At 63.6% G+C, this 17,950-nt stretch carries 19 protein-coding genes and 1 pseudogene; 2 read left to right on the top strand and 18 right to left on the bottom strand.

From position 1 onward, the window contains the following. Positions 1-68: 68 nt before the first annotated feature. Entirely contained in the window at positions 69-1,376 is a 1,308-nt protein-coding gene (purB, locus tag ACLGGT_RS19390; protein ID WP_008282334.1) for an adenylosuccinate lyase, read from the top strand. Between the two features lie 34 nt (positions 1,377-1,410). Then, on the top strand, positions 1,411-1,578 hold the full coding sequence (locus ACLGGT_RS19395; protein ID WP_157132423.1) for a hypothetical protein: 168 nt from the start codon (positions 1,411-1,413) through the stop codon (positions 1,576-1,578). Between the two features lie 72 nt (positions 1,579-1,650). Here ACLGGT_RS19395 and ACLGGT_RS19400 read toward each other — a convergent pair. From ACLGGT_RS19400 to ACLGGT_RS19485, 18 genes and pseudogenes are all read right to left on the bottom strand, one after another. Beyond that, a pseudogene (locus ACLGGT_RS19400) lies at positions 1,651-5,657 on the bottom strand (baseplate multidomain protein megatron). A 3-nt stretch (positions 5,658-5,660) separates the two neighbouring features. After that, positions 5,661-6,104, bottom strand: a complete 444-nt coding sequence (locus tag ACLGGT_RS19405; protein ID WP_151979045.1) for an NlpC/P60 family protein — start codon at positions 6,102-6,104, stop codon at positions 5,661-5,663. Next, the gene (locus tag ACLGGT_RS19410) at positions 6,101-6,976 is read right to left on the bottom strand and encodes a DUF2163 domain-containing protein (RefSeq protein ID WP_437197290.1); all 876 of its coding nucleotides are present in this window, start codon (positions 6,974-6,976) and stop codon (positions 6,101-6,103) included. Before ACLGGT_RS19410 ends, ACLGGT_RS19405 begins: the two co-directional genes overlap by 4 nt. After that, positions 6,973-7,605: a DUF2460 domain-containing protein gene (locus ACLGGT_RS19415; RefSeq protein ID WP_151979043.1), complete on the bottom strand. Its 633-nt coding sequence runs from the start codon at positions 7,603-7,605 to the stop codon at positions 6,973-6,975. Before ACLGGT_RS19415 ends, ACLGGT_RS19410 begins: the two co-directional genes overlap by 4 nt. A 13-nt stretch (positions 7,606-7,618) precedes the next feature. After that, complete coding sequence (locus ACLGGT_RS19420; RefSeq protein ID WP_081506433.1) at positions 7,619-8,260, bottom strand: phage tail tape measure protein; 642 nt, start codon at positions 8,258-8,260, stop codon at positions 7,619-7,621. Continuing rightward, the gene (locus ACLGGT_RS19425) at positions 8,253-8,459 is read right to left on the bottom strand and encodes a rcc01693 family protein (RefSeq protein WP_437197291.1); all 207 of its coding nucleotides are present in this window, start codon (positions 8,457-8,459) and stop codon (positions 8,253-8,255) included. The genes ACLGGT_RS19420 and ACLGGT_RS19425 overlap by 8 nt, the downstream gene beginning before the upstream one ends. Next, positions 8,456-8,779 carry a gene transfer agent family protein gene (locus ACLGGT_RS19430; protein ID WP_008282341.1) on the bottom strand — a complete coding sequence of 108 codons (324 nt, stop codon included), beginning with the start codon at positions 8,777-8,779 and terminating at the stop codon, positions 8,456-8,458. The genes ACLGGT_RS19425 and ACLGGT_RS19430 overlap by 4 nt, the downstream gene beginning before the upstream one ends. A 4-nt stretch (positions 8,780-8,783) precedes the next feature. After that, positions 8,784-9,197, bottom strand: a complete 414-nt coding sequence (locus tag ACLGGT_RS19435) for a phage major tail protein, TP901-1 family (protein ID WP_008282342.1) — start codon at positions 9,195-9,197, stop codon at positions 8,784-8,786. A gap of 24 nt (positions 9,198-9,221) precedes the next feature. After that, positions 9,222-9,635, bottom strand: coding sequence for a DUF3168 domain-containing protein (locus ACLGGT_RS19440; protein ID WP_437197292.1), 414 nt, complete (start codon positions 9,633-9,635; stop codon positions 9,222-9,224). After that, positions 9,632-9,970, bottom strand: coding sequence for a head-tail adaptor protein (locus ACLGGT_RS19445; RefSeq protein WP_437197293.1), 339 nt, complete (start codon positions 9,968-9,970; stop codon positions 9,632-9,634). The genes ACLGGT_RS19440 and ACLGGT_RS19445 overlap by 4 nt, the downstream gene beginning before the upstream one ends. Then, the gene (locus tag ACLGGT_RS19450) at positions 9,970-10,569 is read right to left on the bottom strand and encodes a head-tail connector protein (protein WP_081506437.1); all 600 of its coding nucleotides are present in this window, start codon (positions 10,567-10,569) and stop codon (positions 9,970-9,972) included. Before ACLGGT_RS19450 ends, ACLGGT_RS19445 begins: the two co-directional genes overlap by 1 nt. 149 nt (positions 10,570-10,718) lie before the next feature. Then, positions 10,719-11,900 (bottom strand): phage major capsid protein, encoded by a 1,182-nt coding sequence (locus tag ACLGGT_RS19455; RefSeq protein ID WP_437197294.1) that lies wholly within the window; start codon positions 11,898-11,900, stop codon positions 10,719-10,721. A 33-nt stretch (positions 11,901-11,933) separates the two neighbouring features. After that, entirely contained in the window at positions 11,934-12,491 is a 558-nt protein-coding gene (locus ACLGGT_RS19460; protein WP_437197295.1) for an HK97 family phage prohead protease, read from the bottom strand. Between the two features lie 23 nt (positions 12,492-12,514). Then, on the bottom strand, positions 12,515-12,760 hold the full coding sequence (locus ACLGGT_RS19465; RefSeq protein WP_437197296.1) for a GTA head formation protein, RCAP_rcc01685 family: 246 nt from the start codon (positions 12,758-12,760) through the stop codon (positions 12,515-12,517). Then, positions 12,753-13,943, bottom strand: coding sequence for a phage portal protein (locus ACLGGT_RS19470; protein WP_081506440.1), 1,191 nt, complete (start codon positions 13,941-13,943; stop codon positions 12,753-12,755). The genes ACLGGT_RS19465 and ACLGGT_RS19470 overlap by 8 nt, the downstream gene beginning before the upstream one ends. 106 nt (positions 13,944-14,049) lie before the next feature. Continuing rightward, complete coding sequence (locus ACLGGT_RS19475; protein ID WP_008282350.1) at positions 14,050-15,150, bottom strand: MHYT domain-containing protein; 1,101 nt, start codon at positions 15,148-15,150, stop codon at positions 14,050-14,052. Positions 15,151-15,263: 113 nt separating this feature from the next. Then, entirely contained in the window at positions 15,264-17,243 is a 1,980-nt protein-coding gene (locus tag ACLGGT_RS19480; protein ID WP_437197297.1) for an FAD-dependent oxidoreductase, read from the bottom strand. Then, on the bottom strand, positions 17,240-17,950 hold the full coding sequence (locus ACLGGT_RS19485; RefSeq protein ID WP_437197298.1) for an NAD(P)-binding domain-containing protein: 711 nt from the start codon (positions 17,948-17,950) through the stop codon (positions 17,240-17,242). Before ACLGGT_RS19485 ends, ACLGGT_RS19480 begins: the two co-directional genes overlap by 4 nt.

Consider the following 17,950-nt stretch of genomic DNA (forward strand, 5'->3'; position numbering starts at 1 on the left):
GCTTGCCGCGCCCCCCTCTTGCGACTACAAGCGCGGCAAATCCCCTTAGTCTGCTCAAGGATCGCCGCATGATACCTCGTTATTCCCGTCCCGACATGGTCGCCATCTGGGAACCTGCCACCAAATTCCGCATCTGGTTCGAGATCGAGGCCCATGCCTGTGATGCCATGGCTGACCTGGGCGTCATCCCGCGTGAGAATGCCCAAGCGGTCTGGAAAGCCAAGGACGTGGAGTTCAACGTCGCCCGCATCGACGAGATCGAGGCCGAGACCAAGCATGACGTCATCGCCTTTCTTACCCATCTGGCAGAGCATGTAGGCAGCGATGAGGCGCGTTTTGTGCATCAGGGCATGACCTCCTCGGACGTGCTTGATACCTGTTTCAACATCCAGCTGACCCGTGCCGCCGACATCCTGATTGCGGATATGGAGGGGCTTTTGGCCGCCCTCAAGCGTCGCGCATTCGAACATAAGGATACCCTGCGCATCGGCCGCAGCCATGGGATCCACGCAGAGCCCACCACCATGGGGCTGACCTTTGCCCGCTTCTACGCCGAGATGCAGCGCAACCTGCGCCGCCTACACACCGCCCGCGAAGAGATCGCGACAGGGGCGATTTCCGGTGCCGTCGGCACCTTTGCCAATGTCGATCCGCGCGTCGAAGAGCATGTCTGCGCCCAACTAGGCCTGACGCCAGAGCCAATCAGCACCCAAGTGATCCCGCGCGATCGCCACGCGGCGTTTTTTGCCGCTCTTGGTGTCGTGGCCAGCAGCATCGAAAATGTCGCCATCGAAATCCGTCACATGCAGCGCACCGAAGTTCTGGAAGCGGCCGAGTTTTTCTCGATGGGGCAAAAGGGCTCTTCCGCCATGCCACACAAGAAGAACCCGGTGCTGACTGAAAACCTCACCGGCCTCGCCCGTCTCGTCCGCATGGCTGTGGTGCCCGCGATGGAAAACGTGGCCCTCTGGCATGAACGCGACATCTCGCACAGCTCGGTCGAGCGCATGATTGGCCCGGATGCCACCATCACCCTCGATTTCGCCCTCGCACGTCTGACCAATGTCATCGACAAGCTCTTGGTCTACCCTGACAACATGATGGCCAATATGAACAAGTTTCCCGGCCTTGTGATGTCGCAGCGCGTTCTATTGGCCCTGACCCAAGCCGGCGTCAGCCGCGAGGATGCCTATCGCCTTGTGCAGCGCAACGCGCTCAAGGTCTGGGAAACCGGCTGTGACTTCAAAACCGAGTTGCTGAATGATGCAGAGGTCACTGCCGCCCTCAGCCCGGCAGAAATTGCTGAAAAATTCGACTTGGGCTATCATACAAAGCATGTGAACACGATTTTCGCGCGGGTTTTCGGGGAATCGTGATAGCCTGAACCCCTGTCCAACAGGGAGACATATGATGAAGTTGAAATTCGGATTGGCCGCCCTCGCGCTTGTCGTGACACCCAGCCTTGCCTTGGCAACGGGGGGCTGTAACTACAGCAAACAGAAACAGGCGATTTCCTGCGTTACAGGCACCGCATGGGATGCGGCGACCAGTAGCTGCGTGCCACAAACCTCAAGCTGATTTTTACGGGGCGGGATCACTCCCCGCCCCTGCTTTACCGTTCTACAAATACGCAAACACACACTGGGCATCTCAGAGATCACGGGTTGCAAATGTACCGGCTCCGAAACTCGCTGAGAGCTGAGCAACTTCGATCCGTTTGCCCGCATCTGCCCCATCGGCCACGCGTGCCGCTTGCTGATAAACCCAATCCGAGCGTTCCAGAGTGACCTCGCGCAAGACCTGCGCCCCTCGCATCACCCGCAAGAGATAGCGCTCGCTCTCCTCGCCAAGCGGCACCTCGGGCGTATCCCAACGATCCCCGCCGATCCGCGTGCGCCTGATCCACGTCACGGTCAAATCTCCTTGCGCCTCCGTGAACCTCAGATGCACCGGCGCATAGGGTCGCAGGCCCACCCCATCAAAGGCCAAAATGGCATGGGCAAAGCTCGGGTCATCCACGGGTCGTCCCCCCGGCCCGATCCGGTAATGCAGCGCTTGCCCGCGCTGTGCCTCGGTCAACTCGATCTGTTGCGGCACACCATTCAGGCGTACGACAAGCGATCCCGCAGGCCAGACACCACCGCCAGCCCTTTCAGTCCCCAACTGTCCCCGCAGCCGATGGCGCATAATATACGTGTCCGGTGCCACCAACTCGGCATCGCGGAACTGAAACAGCTCCCATCCCCCCGGGGTGCCATCGCCAATGGCACAAAGATTGCTGCCATTCAAAAGCGCCGTATCTCCCACGCTTTCCAGCGTCCCGAACCGCATCCGCACGAATAGCCCATCCCCGCGGTCGATCCGTCCCATCGGCGCAGGCAAAAGCGGAGTTTGCGTCACCCCCACCGTGCTGCGTGCCGCAATCAGGGTATTAAGCCGGTAATCGGCATCCTCGGCGGACGAGTAAACCGCCGCCGTACCGGGCCAGGGATTGGCCAGCGCCGCGATATGCGGCGCATGCGGCACCTCATCGCCGGTCAAGAGCGGCAGATCAAGAAAGAGCGGCGTCACCGGTCCCGGTGCCACAAAGGGGCGCAGCCGCGTCGGGTTCTCTTCAATCAGGATCGGCCGATAGCTCTCGGGGTCGATCCGCACCGCATCGACACGCTGCGCATTGCCCATCTGCTCGATACGGTCGATGCGGAACCGCGCACCATCCCCCCCTTGGGCAGGGCAATGACATCTCCTGCCCCAACGTCCAGCCGCGACGGCGGCAAGGTCAGGCGCAGCGTATCCACCGACACCCGCGCCTCCGAGAGCCACCGCTCCACCACCTGCCGCCCCTCAGAACGCGTCAACGCAAGTGGCATTTCCGAGGCTGCCACCGCATGGGTCACCTCGTCGGGCAGAATGGCCTCTTCTGAAATCGCTTCATAATCGGCATCCGCCTCCAGAAACCGCAGCCGGACCCGGCCCGCCAACTCTAGATCGCTACTGCGCAATTCCTCGATGACGCCGCCCAATTCCGGATCGCGCACCACCAGATCAAGATCAACCACATGATCCGCCCGGCCATCGCGTGCCCGAAATTGCAGCACGCCGTGCCGCTCGATCGCATCCAGACCATAGGCCAGCATCAAAGGTTGCAAGGTCGCGCGCGCGGCACCCACCTGATCCACCAGAAACCCGCGCAAAAAACCCTCAGTTCGGCTTGTGTCAAGATCCCGCAGACCCGCCCGCGCCGCCACTTCTACCATGACATCCGCAAGCCGACGCCCGCTGACCCGACCATTGATCCAATGCCCGCGCGCATAGTTCGCACCATCTGACCAAAGCTCGAGATTTCCCGGAAAATAGGGATAGGGCCGCGCATCCCAGGCCCAGACATAGGCGTGATCCATGTCGAGCATTCGCCCCGCGTATTCTTCGGACTGCGGATTGCGCGCCGGATCATTCCAGTAGGCGGCCATGGCGCGCAGATATTGCATCTGAATCAGCTCATCCCGCTGCCCTGTTGAATGGCGGGGCAAACTTGATTCAGAAGATTTTGGGTCAAGAAACTTGTTGGGTTCATTGCTGCCCTTGTCCACCGCCGCACAGCCATATTCGGTGAACCGGATCGGTTTCGATTGCGGCACCCAGGCGGTCGGCTCTGACGCGCGCAGACCCCCCACCCGCTCGAAATGCCGGTGTTCCCACCAGTTGCGCAGGTCCTTGAACCGCCAGATCCAAGGTTCACCGAACACCTCATCGGTGATCGGCACCCGGCGTTGCGCCGCGCGCGCCTCTGACGTTGGGTAAAACCAGTCATAGCCCTCGCCACCCTCGATATTGGCTTGTAGATAGTCCAGATCATAGATCGACGGCCAATCGCGCGCATCAAGATGCTCATCCCCCTCGCGCCAATCGCTGAGCGGCATGTAATTGTCGATCCCGACAAAATTGATATTGGCATCCGCCCACAGCGGATCGAGGTGAAAAAACCGATCGCCATTCCCCGGCTGATAGCCGAAATATTCAGACCAATCCGCAGCATAGCTGATCTTGACCTCCGGTCCCAGCAGCGCGCGCACCTCAGCCGCCAAGGCAATCAACTGCACCACCGCCGGAAAGCTGTTATTCGCGCCCCGGACCTGCGTCAGGCTGCGCATTTCCGACCCGATACAGAAACTCTCGACCCCGCCCACAGCCGCACAAAGCGCCGCCTGATGCAGAATGAAGCGGCGATAAGACCATTCATCCGGCCCGTGATAGGCCACCGGGCTGCGCTTGAGCGCACCACCAAAACTCAGAATATCCAACGCGCCGGTTCCGGCGCTCTCCTCCACCTGCGCCGCAATCGGTGTCACCGTAAAATCCGCCGCGCGCGCAGTGCCAAAAAACGCCGCCACCTCTGCCTCTGCCGCCGCCGTCTGATCCGGGCTGCCAACCTGCCCCGGCGCCTTGGATGTGGTGATCCGCCCGCGCCATGGCAGAATGGGCTGATCCTCGGCCCCGCTCCACGGATCAGGCAGGCCGTTGCCCGGCAGCTGCTCCATCAGGATGAACGGGTAGTAAAGCACCTCCTGCCCCGCTTGTTGCAGCGCCAGAATGGCCTCGATCACCGCCTGATCGGTCGGCGTGCCGCCATAAACCTCGCGGCCTTGCGCATCCTTGGGCACCTCACCTGCCCCTGAACGACCTAGGCTAGCGACCTGCCACGGCATGTTCGACGCCTCGAATTTCTTTTGCTCTACTCGTGGCCTGATCTGGCAAACTCCACAGCGCAGATCGTCGCCAAACCAGCTCACGATCAATGAGGTGGCCCGGCAGGCTGGCAATTCCTCAACCAGCGCCTCCAGCGCCGTCGCCATATCCGAGCGCCCTGAGGGGCTGTTGATATTGGCGATTCCGTTTGCGCCCAGACCGAAATTCATTGTGACCGGCGTTGTAGCCAGCGCATATTCGCCCGTGCCCGGCAGCATCGCCACGCCCCGCACTGACCGCACCGGATCAAGCGCGGCACCCGGCGTCTCGGCCTGAGACGGGCGACACACCTCAAAACTGAACTGCGGCACACGATTGCCAAACTGCGAAATATCGAGATCCTCGATCACCACATAGGCCGTGCCACGATAGGCGGGCACATTGCCCGCCCCCTCGACCGCCTCGATCCGGGGATCGGGCAATTGATCGCGCGCGCCCTTGTAGACCTGCATATTTAGGCTTGTAGGGGCGACCTCTGTTCCATCCGCCCAGATCCGCGCGACGCGGGTAATCTCCCCCTCACAGAGCGCCAGCGCCAAGCTCACCGAATAGCTGATCGCGCGCGTGTCTGGCGTGGCGGGACGCGGATTGCCCTTGCCGCCCCCCCGGCTGCCCTGTGTTACGGTCACGTTCTCGCGAAACTCGGTGGCCCAGATCACCTGCCCGCCAACGCGCATGCGCCCGTAAACCTGCGGGATGGCATCCCCCTCGCCCGCGCCAGTCAGGCGCAGACGGCTCACGCGCCCCGTCTCGACCACCTCCGATCCCTGGCCCAACAGACGTTGGTCAATCGAACGGCCAATGACCGCCCCGGCAAAGCGCCCAATCGCCACGGACGACAGGCCAAGCGCGGTGCCGCCCACCGCCCCGCCAATCGCGGCCCCTGCCGCAGATAACAGAATGGTTGCCATGTCTCAGCCCTCCTCGGGAAATGCAAATCGCGCCACAATGCGCCGCCGCCAAGGCGCGCTCAGCGCGGTCTCCACCACGCCATGCCCCGAATAGGCGTGAATGAAACTTGCGCGCGCGCCCAGTTCCGCGACCACGCCCAGATGTTTGGCAACCGCCCCCTCACGCATGCGAAAGAGGATCACGTCACCTGCCGCCTCTTCGGTCAAATCTTTCACCAGCAAATGCCGCGCCGCCGCCTGCCACAGCACCTCTTGCCGCGCCGGTTCTGACCAATCCATCGAATAGGCGGGGGGGCGTTCCGGCTCCGCACCGCACATCTCGCGCCACAGCCCTCGCACCAGCCCCAGACAATCGCAGCCCGCCCCGCGACAGGCCGCCTGATGCCGATACGGCGTGCCGATCCAGCCCCGCGCCGTCGCCACAATCCGCGCCCCCTGCCCGCTCACCTGCGGCTCCCGCCATCCAGACGCGGCGCCTTGCTGGGATCGGTAATCGTCCAGTCATCGCCAGGGATGTCCGGAAACCCTTGAAAGTTCAAAAGATTGTCAAACTTGAACTGACAAGTCCCGCGACGCTTGTCGCACCCAGCCTCAATCCGCAGCGCATCACCGGGCATAACCTTAGCCCCTAGAGGATGCCAAAGCTCGATCACCCGCCCCGTGCCTTCGGTCCGGTCTCGCTTGATCAGCCCGATCAAGCCCGCCGCCGCGCCGCTCAAAACCCGGAGCACGCCGTGGCGAAACCAGTCTTCGGCAAACCCGCCCATCTCAGCAAAGCGAAACACGCGGTTCTCCTCCACCTCCTCGGCGGGCCGCTCTGAAACATACCCCGGCGTATCCAGATCAAAGCGACAATCGCGATCCCCCAGAACGGCGCTGCACGCCTTTTGATAGACCCGCCCCAAGGGAACGTTGAGCGCGTCGGTCAGCCCGCGCAGCTCGGCCTCAAACGCCCCGCCCGCACGCCGCAACTCGCCAATGCTGCCGCGAAAGAGCAGGCGCCGCGCCGCCACATCCTGCCAGTTCACAAGCCACGCGCGCAGTTCCGCGCCGTCATAGCGCCCCGCCTCGATATCCGCCTCACGGATGGCGGCATCGTTCAGCGCGCCCAAGGCTTCGGTATTGTCCACCGACAACCCCGTCGTCTGCTGCAAGGCCAAGGCGCTCAACCCGGTGTCGGGGCGAAACGCAATTCCCTCAAAGGCCAACAGCCGGTCGTGATCGGTGAACCCCATCACCACCCCGTCACGCCGCGTCAGCGCCCAAGCGCGGCAGGTGGTGGTCACACCTGTGCCGAGATGCTCCAACAGACCGGTCATACTCGGATCTCCACCACCGGCACATTGGGCACCTCGCCTGCCTGAAAACTGGCAAGGCTGGTTTGAATGCGGTCTGTATCAAACCGCACAGGCACATCAAATTCATATCCCGCCGTGATCGGCACGCCGCGATTGGGCGGCTCGGAAAAGGTGACAATCCCGGTGGCGGTATCAACTGTGTAATGCACGCCGTCCTGCATCTCGACATTATCAAGACCCAGGCGCACTGTGCCCGTGACCGGCTTCACAATTGGCCGCAGCACGATCTGATCCCCTGACCGATAGGACTTGACCAGTGGAAAGGCGACAGTCGCATCATCGCCAACGCCAATTTCCTGATCCCGGTAATCCGGCGCAGCCTTGGCCCGGCCCGATTTGAAATCAGTCCAATCCTTCCAGCGAAAGCCAAAAAGCTGCCCGCGCCGCGCCTCGAAAAACGCGATCAACGCCTCGATATCGTCCAGAGACCGAAGCGCCACACCCGCATCATAGCGTCTGCGCGCCTGCGCCCAAGGCGTGTTGCGCTCCTCGAACCCGTTGGCGAGCGTGACGATATCCGTCAACCGCTCCGGCCCACCAAGCGAGCCGAAACTCAGGCTTGCCGGAAATCTGACCTCGTGAAATCCCATGTCCCACTCCCTTTCAGCGATTGCGCCCGCCGCGCCCGATCACGCGGCCCAGTTGCGCCGCGATCTGCCCTTGCGAGCGGCGAAACCCCTCGGCATCGGGGGTCTGGATATTCATCACCACGCTTACCGCCCCGCCGCCCTGCGCGCGCACGCCCAAACGCCCATCCGGACCACGACTGAGCGGCATGATCGCCTCTGGTCCAGCCTCGCCCATCAATCCGGTGCCACCCCGCATCGGAAACATAACCGGACCATTCACGACGCCACCATTGGCAAAGGGCTGCACCCGCCCCTGCGAAAAAGACGCCCCCTTGGCAAAGGGGAAAAGCCCCCCCACCAAGCTGCCGATCCCCTGCGAAATCAGGCCACCAATTTGATCCGTCACCGGACGTGCAGCGTCGTTGAATGCGGTATTGACCATGATCGTGGCCAACCGCCGCAAACTGTCCGACAGGCCGTCGCCATCAACCACAGCCCCCCGGATGGCCCCACGCAGGCCCCGGCTCAACCCCCGCTCCAGCGATTGCACATCCTGTTCGGCGCCGGCAAAGCCGCCCCGCACCCGCGCCAGTTCTGCGCCAAAGGCCGCCGCCATACTGGTCGTCTGCCCCATCGCATCATCAAGGGCGGCAATCTGCGCCTCCAACTCATCCATCGCTCATCTCTCCTTTTCCATCGGGAAAGGCGCGCAAGAGCGCCTCCAATCCAGCGCGCGCCATCGGGGTCACGCCCTGCCGCTCCCCCAGCATCAGGCGCAATTCGACCGGCGTCAGCGCCCAGAACTCGGCTGGTTTGAGGCCCAATTCCTGAAGCCCCGCGCGCATCAACGCAGGCCAGTCAAACCGCCCGCTCATGCGGCCCCCTCTGGCAAGGCAAAGGCCCGCGCCAAAAGCTCTGCCGCCGCCCGCGCCGCCGCCAACGGCCCGCCTTCGATGTCGGCACTCAGCAAATCCGCCGCCGATCCGCGCCAGCCACCGCCACGCAGCCCCGCCACGATCAGAGCCAGCACATCGCGGGTGGAAAACGCGCCCCCTTCGAACCGCGCCACCAGATCGACAAGCGAACCGCTCGCCAACCCCGCCTCCAACTCGGCCAGCGCGCCCAGCGTAAGGCGCATCACCTGCCGCTCTCCGCCGATCACCAACGCCACCTCGCCTGCCCAGGGGTTGGCCATCGGATCACAGCACCGTAAAGGTCAGTTGCCCGGCCGAGGCGAGCGCCAACTCATATGTCGCCTCACCATCATGGGTGCCGCCATATTCGATCGCCGTCACTTGGAAGGGCCCCTCGATGGTGCCAAAATCCGGAATCACCACCTGAAAATCCGGCATTTCCCCATCAAAGAAGATCTGCCGCGCCCGCGCATCGCTTGTCGCATCGCGGAAAATACCCGATCCGCTGATGCTTGCAGATTTAACACCCGCCCCCGCCAGCAATTCGCGCCACCCGCCCGCCGACTCAAGGCTGGTCACATCCACGCTCTCGGCGTTGAAACTCACGCGGGTGGCCCGTAGCCCCGCCACCGTCTGAAAATTGCCGCTGCCATTGAGGTCAATCTTGACCAGCAGATCCTTGCCATTCTGTACAGCCATTGTCGTCACTCCAGAGTTTAAAGGTTAAGCGCCATCATCCACGCGCGCCTGAAAGGTCAGCTCGATCCGCCGCGCCTGTCCGCCTGTTTCGCGCCGCGCGCGGGCACGCAGGAAATTCAGGCTGCTCACCCGTCCGCGCGTCAGCGACAATTCCGCCCCCACCAGCGCATCGCTGACAGCGCCCGCCACGGCCTTGGCCTCTTGAAACCCGCCACTCTCGCTGACAACGGTGACGGTGAAGCGGTGCCAAGCCCCGCCAGCGCTGCCATCGCCACGTGCGCGAACCTCCTCAGGGCCAAGCATCACATAGAGCGGCGGCACCCGTCCGGGTGGCACCGCATCATGAATCGCACCGCCCACCAGTGCGCTTAATGCCACATCCTGCACCAGCCGCTGATAAACCGCCGCCTGTAATCCCGCCGCCATCGCATAGCTCATGGCACCACCTCCTCTTGCGCCCAGAGAGACAGGTATTGCCCGCCCATATCCGCCTCTGTGACCGACAGGATTGCGAATTCGCGCGCACCATCGCGCAACCTGTTTCCGGCCTCTGGTCGCGACGCTGCCCCCTGCGGTGCAGCGCGCACCGTAATCCGATAGGCGGCGCGCGCCACAGCCGCGCCGCCCACCTCCGCCTCTCGGGCCGTGCGCGCGGCAACCTCAGCCCAAAGCGTGCCGCGCACCTCCCAGACTTCCGTAACACCCCCCGCCCCGTCGGACAGACGCACCGCCGCCTCCAGCACGAGGGGCCGGTTCAGCCTCGGGCGCGCCATCACCGGGCACCCCCGCCCAACAGCCGCACCGTGCGATAGCGCTCGATCAGGCTGGCCACACCAAAGGGCATGCAGCCGCTGCTCAGGCTCAGGTCATGCCGGTACTCGTAATAATGCGCCGCCAGCATCAACACGGCTTGCGCCAGATCTGCGGGCAGATCCCCCCAACCCACGCCAAAGCCCGCGCGAAACCGAACCTCTGCAACACCCCCGCGCACAATCACGGGCAGGAACGTGCCCACAGGCCGCAGCACAGGCCGATGCACATCCTGCTCCAGCCGGTAATGCGCGGGGTCAATCACCTCGACCTCATCCGCCCGGTTGCGCAACCCAAGGCTCAGCAGCGCCCGCACGGGTGCCACCGGCAAGGCCTGGCCTGTCGCATCCCTCCAGTGATGCACCGCCCAAGAAAATTCGCGCTCCAGCAAGACCTTACCGGTGCGCCCCTCAATCGCCGCCAGCGACGCACGCAGAAAACTTTCCAGAACCGGGTCCTGGATATCGTCATCGGCAAAGCCCGTGCCCAACCGCAGATGCGCCTTGAACTCCGCCAGCGGCAGCGCGGCCAGGGGCACCGCAGTTTCTTCGATTAACATCATGGACCTACTCCATTTATCCCGGACCCCTCCGGTGGTTCAGGCGCGCGCCATTCCGCGTTGCACGGACGGAGGGGACAGTTGGACAACGCCTCGCCCGAACAGCACGCGCCCCGGGACGAGGGGATCACCCCCGCCCCGTCGCCGCGTCCTCAGGAAACGGCAAACTTCAAAAGCTTGATCGCCTTGAAATCGGACACATCGCCGCCCACTCGCTTGGTCGCGTAGAACAGGACATGCGGCTTGGCGCTGTAGGGATCACGCAACACCCGCAAATCCGGGCGCTCGGCCACGGTATAGCCCGCGTGAAAATCGCCAAAGGCGATGGCATTGGCCCCGGTCGCGATGTCGGGCATATCCTCGGCGATCAGCACCGGGTAACCCATCAGCCGCGCAGGTTCTCCGGCGGCCAGACCATCCGACCACAGGAACCGCCCATCGGCATCCTTCATCTTGCGAATGGTGCCTGCGGTTTTGGAATTCATCACAAAGGTGCCGTTCGCCCGATACTGTGCGCCCAGGGCGTAGACCAGATCGACAATCGGATCAGGCCCCGAAATCGCACCCGCAACACCGGTTGGCACATATCCCAGATTGCCCCAGACCCAGACATCATTGTCCACATTCGGATGCGTCAGGAACCCGCGCGGCTTGTCCACCCCATCGCCCGACACAAAGGCCGCCGCCTCGGCGCGCGCGAACTTGTCGGCGATGCGCCCTGCCAGCCAGCCCTCGACGTCAAAGGCACTGTCATCCAGCAACCGCTGGCTGGCCTTGGGCAACGCGCTCAACTCATGCAGCGGGATGCTGATCCGGTCGATCACCGGCGTATCGCTCTCGGATACTGTGCCGCTTTCCGTGGCCCAGCCATGGCCCACATCGGTGTGATCCACCAGCACATCAAAGCTGGTGGCCTCGACCGCCACCACATTGGCAACCGCCCGGATCGACGCGGTGGACCTCAGCACCGAGCGGATCGTCTCGGCGGTTTGCGGATCGACCAGATAGCCGCCCTCCCCCGCGATGGCGGTGTTCAGCGCCTTGCCCTCCAATTCGAGGCCGCGCAGCCCGTCATCGTCGCCACCGCGTAGATAGGCGTCAAACGCCTTGCGATGCGGCGCAGAGCCGTCAGAACTGGCCGCCAGATGCGGACGCGCAAGCGCGATGGATTTGCGTTCAAACATGGTCATTTTCTCTTCTTGCTGTTGCAGTCGGTTGTGAATTTCGGCCCGAAAGCCGCTGAATTCGCTCAGAAACCCCGCCACTGCGGATTTCACCTCGGCCACCGGAGACAGATCTTCCCCGGCCCGAGCCTTTGCTTGGGTCATCATCATTCCATCCTTCAGGTTTGGGTCCTCGCTCGGGCGCTACACCTGCGCCATCTCCCGGCGGGCCGCGTCGAACGCCGCCGCCATCTCGCGCAGGGCTTGGGCCTCGGGGGCATCGCCCTTGGCCGTCACCCGCGCACTGGGCAGCATCGGGAAGGTCACCAGCGACACTTCCCACAGCTCCAGTTCCGTCAAGAGCCGCTGGCCCTTGTCATTCTTCACCGCGCGCAGCGTCCGGTATCCAATGCTGAGGCCATCAATCGCCCCCGCCGCGATCAGCGCTGCCGCCTCACGCGCACGCGCGACACTTTCCAAAAGCCGCCCCTTGACCCACAGACCCCGCGCATCCTCGCGCACCTCATCCCAAATGCCGATCGGTTGCGCCGGATCATGCTGCCACAGCATCTTGACGCGCCGCCCCTCCTTGGCCAGCCGCCCGAGAGAGGCCGCATAGGCCCCCCGCTCGACAATATCGCCCCCTTGGTCGGGCGCGCCAAACAGGCTGGCATAGCCCTCGATCTGCCCCGCCTCGCTCACGCTCAGCACCGCCCCATCCAGCCGCGCGAATTTGCGTTCCAGCCCTGTAGCCATGTCCATTTGTTTCATCCTTTCGCTCTGCCTCACCCCGGCAATACCGCCAAAAGCGGCTGAAACGCCTGCGCGAGGATCGCTGCCACCACACCGTAAACCGCCAGCCACAATCGCCGCTCCAGCCGCTCCAAGGCCGCCTCGGTGCGCTCCATCCGCTCGGTCATCGCGCGGGTCTGAAACTCTGAAACCCGCTCATGCGCCTCCATTCGCAGCCCCGGCGCACAGTCGAACGCCTCGAACCCATAGCGCGGCGGCGGCACTCCCCGCTCAGCCATTGACCTCCTCCGCCGCCAGTGCAGGCAGTCCCAAAAGGCTGCGCTTTTCTCCATCGCTCAGAAAGTCTGCCCCACTCACCCGTGCCCATTGCGCATCACGCTCCGCTGCCAGCGCCGGCACCTGATCCAGATCGGGAACAAGATCCAACGCCTCGCCGCTCATCCGCCCCAGCCAGGCCGATACCGTCGCAGCCACCCGCATGGCCAAAGGCAACACCGTCAGCCGATAAAACGCGCGGTTGGCCTCCTGATAATTCGCGAATGTCGCATCGCCGGGAATACCGAGCAGCATCGGCGGCACGCCAAAGGCCAGCGCAATCTCGCGCGCCGCGCTCTCCTTGGTCTTCTGGAATTCCATGTCCGATGGGCTGAACCCCATCGGCTTCCAATCCAGCCCGCCCTCTAACAGCATCGGCCGCCCGGCATTGCGCGCGCCCTGATGATGCGCCTCCATCTCGCTGACCAGCCGGTCATATTGATCGCCAGACATCGCCCCCTGTCCCTCCGGCCCCTTATAGACAATCGCACCCGAGGGGCGCGCCGCATTGTCCAAAAGCGCCTTCGACCAACGGCTTGCCGAATTATGCACATCCACCGCCTGCGCCGCCGCCTGCAAAGGCGACAGCCCATAATGGTCGTCCTGAGGGTGAAAGGTCTTGATATGACAGACGCAAGGAACGCCCTCGCGCACATCGAACCGATGCTTGCGCCCCGCCACGGCATATTCATAGGCCACGGGCCAGCCATCCGCCCCCGGCACCACGCTCATCCGGTCAGAGCGCAGCACATGCAGCTCCAACGGCATGCCCCCCGCGCCCACCGCCTCGATATAGGCATTGCCCGTCAACAAGAGCTGGCCATAAAGCGCCTCAAAAAGCTCCGCCCGCCCCTGCGCCGGATTGGGGCATTTGATCAGGCTCAGCACCGGATGCACGGCAAAGCGCTGCTCAGAATTCTGCAACACCAGCGGCAGCGCCGCCGCCGCCTCAGCAATCATCTTCACACAACGAAACCCCACCGGATTTCCCGAAAACCCGGTGCGCGTCAGGCTGACGGTATCGCGCGGGCTCCAGGCCACACGCCCCGCGCCATGCCACGCCATCACACGGCCAGCCGCGCTTGCCTTTTGTTCGGGTGCCGCGTCGGGGGCACCGCCCCCTTGCCGGAAAAAATCCAGTATCATCGCGTTACTCTCCTTGATCCCGCTGACGCCGGGCCTCTTGCCCGCTTGAGAGGCATCAGACCGTCAAAGGTTTAAGGAAAGTAAACCAGACCGAGCGGGCCAGCGCTCAGACCCCCAAAGCCTCGCGCAACTCTGCCAGACGCGAGCGGCTGACAGGCGTGGTAACGTCTTGCCCGCCAAGGCGAAAATAGCACAGCCCATTGTCCTTACGCCGCTCGAAATGCGAGACATGCGCCGGATTGACCAGATAGCTACGATGCACCTTAAGGAACGGACCGGGGCTCAACCGCCGCTCGGCCTCGGTGATTGACCACGTGCAAAAATGCTTGTTGGCCCCGGTATAGAGCAGCGTGTAATGCCCCTCGGCCCGCAAAAATGCCACATCACGCGCGTCGATGAAATGGGTCTGCCCGTGATGCTCATAGGGAATGCGCTGCAAGACTTGGACGGGTTTGACCTCTGCCTCAACAGGCAAAGCCCCCTCCGCTTTGGCCCCCTGCGCCAGAAACGTGACCCCCGTCAGCAAGAACGCCCCGCACAGAACAAACGAACTGACCAGCACCCCCAGCGCCAAAACCTCATTGCCCATCAACGGGCCGATCTCCTGCGCCGTTGGCACTGCCACAAACCGTGTGCCGAACACCGCCGCGAAATGCACAAGGAACACGGCAAAGCCAAAGGCCAATGTGCCCAGCAGAATATTGCGCGGCCGCCGCTGACCATAGGCCACCCAAATCGCCGCCACGCTCAGCCCACAGGCGGCCAGCACCGCAAACACCACCCCCGGCAGCGTGTAAACCGCCCGGCAAAGCTGTAGCCCAGACATGCCCAGATAATGCATCGCCACAATGCCAAGACCGATGACACAGCCCGCCGCCGTCAGGCTCGCCCGCGTGCGCGGATAGAAATGCAAGAGCAGCAGCGCCGCCCCTACCATCAGGATTGCAATCAGCGCCGATCCCAGCGTGATCATCGCATCGTAATAAATCGGGATCGGCAGTTGCAGCCCCAGCATCGCCACGAAATGCATCGACCAGATGCCACCGCCCAGCGCAATCGCCGCCAAGGTCACGGAAAGTTTACGCATCGCTACGGGTTGCGCCGCAATGCCACGGGTCAGCGAAAACCCGGTAAAGGCTGCCACAAGCGACACGCTCAGTGACGCAACGACCAACCAGAGATTATGCGAATACTCCAGAAATTCCATGTCGACCCAACGGCTTGAGCATACCGCAAGAGCACCGGCAACCGCCGCCGCGCTCTTCCTCCCTTTTGCTCGGATCGTATGTCGCGGCCGCTCTCCTTACAAGGCTCTTGACCTCACAGGCTAAGCGCCAGTTTGCGCCCATCGTGAAACGCCTGCGCCGCCAGTCGTGGGGCATGGGCATCGCCAATCAGCGCCGCCGAAATGCCCAGATCAGCCAATCCGTGACGCAGGCTCACATCCGCCCGATTGGTCGTCGCCAACACCAGACTATCCGCCGCCACATGAGACCGCGCGCCGGTCAAAAGGTCCACCACCTCGGCCCCGCCGTTCTGCCAGCCAGTGATGGCGCTCTCGGTCACAAACCGCACGCCCAGCGCCGCCAGACGCCGCCTGAGCGGCACATCGGCGGCAGACCGCTCCAATTCGCGCCCGACAACGGCCTGTGGCGTCACGATCACCACCTGATGCCCCGCCTCGGCCAGATGCCAGGCGGTGCCACCCCCCCGCCAATTGCCGCCCTCATCCAGCACGATCACCCGGGGCCCCAGCCGCGCCGCGCGTCCCATCACATCCTCGACCGGCCAGACATTGCCATCCAGCCCCGGCAGCGCCGACAGATGCGGTATCACCTTTTGAAACCCGGTGCCCGCAGGCAAAGACCCGGTGGCGAGGATCACCTGATCCGCCCCCATCGCAGCAATCTCGCCCGCGTCCAGATAGCTGTTAAAATGCATCTCGACGCCCAAGCGCTCCAACTGCCGCGCATACCAGCCCAGCAGGTCCAAGATCTGCGCCCGCCTTGGCTGCAGCCCCGCCAACCGGAACTGCCCGCCCAACTCCGGCCCGGCCTCATGCAGACACACCCGGTGCCCACGCTCTGCCGCGACCCGCGCGGCCTCCAGCCCCGCAGGCCCAGCGCCCACAACCAGCACAGTAAGGACCTGCTCCGCCGGGCGGAACCGATCACCGCCCCATTGATGCTCCCATCCCACCGACGGGTTGATCAGGCAGGAAATCCAGTAATCCCGGCTGCGCCGCCCCCAGCATTGCTGATTGCACGAAATGCAGCCCCGCACATCTTCGGGGCGCCCCGCTTCGGCCTTGGCCACCAGATGTGGATCGGCAATCTGCCCGCGCACGATCGAGACCATGTCGGCCTCGCCTGCGCCCAGCACCGTATTGGCATTCTCGGGCGTGCGAATATGGCTTTCCGCCGTCACCAAGGCATGTCGCACCACGCCCTTTAGCCGCGCCGCCAGATCAACCCCCAGCTTTTCAGGATATAGAAATGTCGGCATCAAGGGATGATAATCCAGATAGCTGCCTGACCCGCAGGTCACATAATCCATCAACCCTTCGGCATCATGCAACGCCACAACCTCCGCCATGGCCTCATGCCCCAGCGTCGCCTCGACGGTCGAACCATCACTCACCGACAGTCCGACAATAAACCCCGGCCCACAGGCTGCCCGCACCCTGCGCAGGATTTCGCGCGAAAACCGCGTGCGGTTCTCAAGGCTGCCGCCCCACTCATCGTCCCGCGTGTTCGACATCGGCGTCCAGAACTGATCCAGCAGACAATGATAGGCGGCCCAGACCTCGACCCCGTCAAACCCGGCTTTCTGACAGCGCAGCGCCGCCGCTACAAAGCTCTCAATGATTTCCTCGATTTCCGCGCCGCTCATCTCGTGACTGCCGTCACTGTCATGCCAGCTTGGCCCGCCCGAGGGCGACCATGCCGCGTGCCAGCTATTGTCCTGATCGCCATGCGCGCCCACGTGATAAAGCTGCTGCACCACCACCGCGCCATGCCGTTTGACAGCCTGCGTCAGCTTGGCAAAGGCCGGGATCACCTCATCCGAGGAATGCCGGAAATTGCCCCGCGTCAACACGGCGGTGCGATGCACCGGCATAGGCTCAACGACAATCATCGCAGCCCCGCCAATGGCCCGCTCTTCGTAATAGGCAATATGCCGCGCGCCCGGCAGACCGTCCTCGGCCATATTCGTCGTATGCGCCCCAAACACCACCCGATTACGCAGGACATGCCCCGCCAGCACAGCAGGGCGAAACACATGCGAAAACGCACTCATCCCTTGTCCGCCAAACGGTCCAGACCCTCGCTCAACGCCGCGCGCATCCCCGCCCCCTCCATATGCTGCCTAAGGCGCTGATTATATCCGCCCTCCGTGTTGAGCGCGTCCAGCATCGGCTGACACGCCCCGCTCATCAGGCTGCTTCCCACCAGATGCCGCAAAAACGCCTCGCCCCCGCCCAGCCAGTCCGCCGCGCCGCTGACCATCTGCACCGCGGGCGACAATACCGCTTGCGCACATAGATACGCCTCCAACTCCGCCCGGTCGCGCAAGCTGTAAACCGTGTTGGCAGGCGCAAAAAGCGCCTCGATCACCCCAACCTTACCCAGCGCCAGAATGGGTGATCCACCCTGCGCAATCCCCGGATAGGGCAGCATCACCGCCTCGGCCCGCGCCGGGGCCACCAACGCCGCCACCTCATCCAGCGGCATCCCCGCCATAAAGGACACCACCCGCTGATCTGCCCGGAACCGCAGCTTTCCCAAAACCTCTGCCGCAAGCTCCGCCATAAGCCCAAGAAACACGACCTCGCTCGCGTCCACCACAGGCTGATTGGCCGCGACGGTCACATTAGTAAAATCCCCCGCCAGCCGCGCCGCTCGCCCAGCATTGCGCTCTGATACCGCGATCTCATGCCCCTCAGGGGCCAGCGCCCGCACCACCGCCTCGGAAATGGTGCCGGTACCCAGAAACCCCAGCCGCAC

The sequence above is a fragment of the Roseovarius sp. MS2 genome (assembly GCF_051447875.1).
In the GTDB taxonomy this organism is placed as follows: domain Bacteria; phylum Pseudomonadota; class Alphaproteobacteria; order Rhodobacterales; family Rhodobacteraceae; genus Roseovarius; species Roseovarius mucosus_A.